The organism is Micromonospora sp. D75, from assembly GCF_018070405.1.
GTDB classification, from domain to species: Bacteria; Actinomycetota; Actinomycetes; order Mycobacteriales; family Micromonosporaceae; genus Micromonospora; species Micromonospora chalcea.
On sequence record NZ_JAGPXV010000575.1, the window covers coordinates 1 to 3,848 of the forward strand.

At 71.6% G+C, this 3,848-nt stretch carries 4 protein-coding genes; all 4 read left to right on the forward strand.

Translation table 11 applies throughout. The features are described from left to right. Positions 1-1,551, forward strand: a 1,551-nt coding sequence (thrS, locus tag KBX39_RS25685) for a threonine--tRNA ligase (protein WP_210872918.1), incomplete at its 5' end; no start/stop codon positions are given. Positions 1,552-1,606: 55 nt separating this feature from the next. Beyond that, positions 1,607-2,122, forward strand: a complete 516-nt coding sequence (locus KBX39_RS25690) for an HIT domain-containing protein (RefSeq protein WP_162881603.1) — start codon at positions 1,607-1,609, stop codon at positions 2,120-2,122. A gap of 32 nt (positions 2,123-2,154) precedes the next feature. After that, positions 2,155-2,808, forward strand: a complete 654-nt coding sequence (locus KBX39_RS25695) for a hypothetical protein (protein ID WP_113973405.1) — start codon at positions 2,155-2,157, stop codon at positions 2,806-2,808. Positions 2,809-3,073: 265 nt separating this feature from the next. After that, on the forward strand, positions 3,074-3,848 hold a 775-nt coding region (locus tag KBX39_RS25700; RefSeq protein ID WP_247660586.1), incomplete at its 3' end, for an aldo/keto reductase.

Genomic DNA, 3,848 nt, shown 5'->3' on the forward strand with positions numbered 1-3,848 from the left:
TTCAAGCGGGAGCTGATCGAGGTCAAGGGGGAGGGGCTGGACTCCTCCGAGGTGATGGAGGTGGGCGGCGGCGAGCTGACCATCTACGACAACCTCGCCGCGAACGAGGACAAGGTCTGCTGGTCGGACCTGTGCCGCGGCCCGCACCTGCCGAACACCCGGCTGATCGGCGCGTTCAAGCTGATGCGCTCGGCCGCCGCGTACTGGCGCGGGTCGGAGAAGAACCCGCAGCTGCAGCGCGTGTACGGCACCGCGTGGCCGACCCGCGACGAGCTCAAGGCGTACCTGAAGCTCCTGGAGGAGGCCGCCCGCCGCGACCACCGCAAGCTCGGGGCGGACCTCGACCTGTTCAGCTTCCCCGACGAGATCGGCTCCGGTCTGCCGGTCTTCCACCCCAAGGGCGGCGTGCTCAAGCGGGTGATGGAGGACTACGTCCGGGCGCGGCACGTCGAGGAGGGCTTCGACTACGTCGGGACGCCGCACATCTCCAAGGAAGGGCTCTTCCACACGTCGGGACACCTGCCCTACTACAAGGACACGATGTTCCCGCCGATGGAGATGGAGGGCAGCGACTACTACCTCAAGGCCATGAACTGCCCGATGCACAACCTGATCTACCGGTCGCGCGGGCGGTCCTACCGGCAGCTGCCGCTGCGGCTGTTCGAGTTCGGCACGGTCTACCGGTACGAGAAGTCGGGCGTCATCCACGGCCTGACCCGGGTGCGCGGATTCACCCAGGACGACTCGCACTCCTACTGCACCCGCGAGCAGGCGCCGTCGGAGATCAAGCACCTGCTCGGCTTCGTGCTCAGCCTGCTGCGCGATTTCGGCATCGACGACTTCTACCTGGAGCTGTCGACCCGCGACGACTCGAAGCCGGACAAGTTCGTCGGGTCCGACGAGGACTGGGCGACCGCCACCGCCGTGCTGGAGCAGTGCGCGCTGGAGACCGGGCTGGAGCTGGTGCCGGACCCGGGCGGCGCGGCGTTCTACGGCCCGAAGATCTCCGTGCAGGCCAAGGACGCGATCGGCCGGACCTGGCAGATGTCGACGATTCAATACGACTTCAACCAGCCGAAGGGCTTCGGGCTGGAGTACCAGGCGGCCGACGGCACCCGGCAGCAGCCGGTGATGATCCACTGCGCCAAGTTCGGGTCGATCGAGCGGTTCATCGGCGTGCTCACCGAGCACTACGCGGGCGCGTTCCCGGCCTGGCTGGCGCCGGTGCAGGTGGTCGGCATCCCGATCCGCGAGGAGCACGGCGACTACCTGGTCGACTTCGCCGCGACGCTGCGCCGGCACGGCATCCGGGCCGAGGTGGACCTGGGCGACGACCGGATGCAGAAGAAGATCCGCAACGCGCAGCAGCAGAAGATCCCGTTCATGGTGATCGCCGGGGACGACGACGTGGCCGCCGGCACCGTCTCGTTCCGCTACCGGGACGGCTCGCAGCGCAACGGCGTGCCGATCGACGAGGCGGTCGCGCACGTGCGCGAGGTGGTGGAGTCGCGCACCAACGCCGGTCCTGCCGCCGAGCGGGCCGGATCGTAGGATCGCCGGTGTGACAGGGGCGGAGCGGGACACCGGGTACGGCGGCGACAACGGTCTGGCGGACGGGCTGGACCGGCTCTGGACGCCGCACCGGATGACCTACATCTCCGGCGAGGACCGGCCCGAGGGCGGGTACGAGAAGCCGGCCGGCTGCCCGTTCTGCCTCGCGCCCGGGCTGCCGGCCGAGGAGTCCCTGGTGGTGGCCCGGGGCGAGCACGTCTTCGCGGTGCTCAACCTCTACCCGTACAACCCCGGGCACCTGCTGGTCTGCCCCTACCGGCACGTGGCCGACTACACGGAGCTGGACGAGCCGGAGACGGTCGAGCTGGCCGCGTTCACCAAGGCCGCCATGCGGGTGGTCCGGCACGTCTCCAGCGCGCACGGCTTCAACCTGGGCATGAACCAGGGTGGCGTGGCGGGCGCGGGCATCGCCGCGCACCTGCACCAGCACGTGGTGCCGCGCTGGGGCGGCGACGCCAACTTCATGCCGGTGATCGGCCGGACGAAGGTGCTGCCGCAACTGCTCGCCGACACCCGCGAGCTGCTCGCCAAGGCGTGGGCGGCGGCCTGACGCTGGCCCGTTCCGACAGTACGATCTTGCGCATGGCTCTCCTGCACCGCGCGGAACTGCGCCCCTCGAAACTGGAGCTGCTCGTACCCTGGCTGCCCGGCCGGTCCTGGTTCGCCGGGGAGGCGGGCGCGGAGGTCACCCGGGTCGCGGCGTACCGGTTCGACGATCCGGCCGGTGAGGTGGGCGTCGAGACGCTGCTCGTGCGCGCCGGTGACGGCCCGGTGCTCCAGGTGCCGCTGACCTACCGGGGCGCGCCGCTGGCCGGGGCGGACGACTTCTTCGTGGGTCTCGTCGAGCACTCGGTGCTCGGCCGCCGCTGGGTGTACGACGCCTGCGGCGACCCGGTGTACCCGCCGCTGCTTGCTGCCGCAGTGCTCGCCGACGCCGGGCAGGCCGAGGAGTATTTCGAGGTCGACGGCAAGCGTGAGATGCGTCCGGCGAGCATGACGCTGACCGGGAGCCGGACCGGCCGCCCGGTGCCGACCGGTCCGGCTTCGGCTGGTTCGGTGTCGGCTGGTTCGGTTTCGACCGGCTCGGGTGACGGCGGCGTGACGGTGGTCCGGGTGGGGGACGTCGAGCTTGCGGTGGTCCGGCGGCCCGTACCGGCCGAGGTGCCGGGCTCCGGCGGGCTCACCGGCTCCTGGCCGGGCCAGGACGAGCCGGTGCTGCTGGCCTACGCGCGCTGACGGCTCGCCGGGCGGCGGCGTTCCTCCGCAGAGCCGGATCGGGAGGGATGACCTCGGACCGATATACCTCAGAGGCATATTTTATGACTCTGAGGTATACCGCTTCACCGCGAAACGTCCACCGCCTGGCGTCACGCGGCGTGACCGCGCCCGGACTCTTCGGCTACGAACCGGCCCGCGATCGCCGGGAAGATGACAGGATGCGGCGGTGGCAGTCGACAAGCGACAGTTGGGGCGCAGCGGCATCGAGGTGAGCGCCCTCGGTATGGGGTGCTGGGCCATCGGCGGCCCCTGGGCCGAGGGCGCCCGCCCGCTGGGCTGGGGCCAGGTCGACGACGACGAGTCGGTACGCGCGATCCGCCGCGCGCTCGACCTCGGTGTCACGCTGTTCGACACCGCCGACACGTACGGCGCCGGGCACGGCGAGCGGGTGCTCGGCCGGGCGCTCGCCGGGCGGCGCGGCGAGGCCGTGATCGCCACGAAGTTCGGCTACACGTTCGACGAGAGCGCCCGGCAGGCCACCGGGGAGAACGCCTCGCCGCACTACCTGCGCCGGGCGGTGACCGACTCGCTGCGCCGGCTGGGCACCGACCACATCGACCTCTACCAGCTGCACCTCGGTGACCTGCCGCTGCCCCGGGCCGAGGCGCTCATCGGCACGCTCGACGACCTGATGGACGACGGCCTGATCCGGGCGTACGGCTGGAGTACCGACCGGGCCGACCGGGCCGCCGCGTTCGCCCAGGTCGCCCGGGGCGCCGCCGCCGTGCAGCACGCGCTGTCGGTGCTCCGCGACGCCCCGGCCATGCTCGACGCCTGCGACAAGCACGACCTGGCCAGCCTGGCCCGGGGACCGCTCGGGATGGGGCTGCTCACCGGCAAGTACACGCCGGAGTCGACGCTGCCCCGCGACGACGTACGCGGACTCGGGCCGACCTGGCTGGAGTGGTTCCGCAGCGGCCGGCCCGCGCCGCAGTGGCTGCGCCGGGTCGCCGCCGTCCGCGACGCGTTGACCGCCGACGGCCGTACCCTCGCCCAGG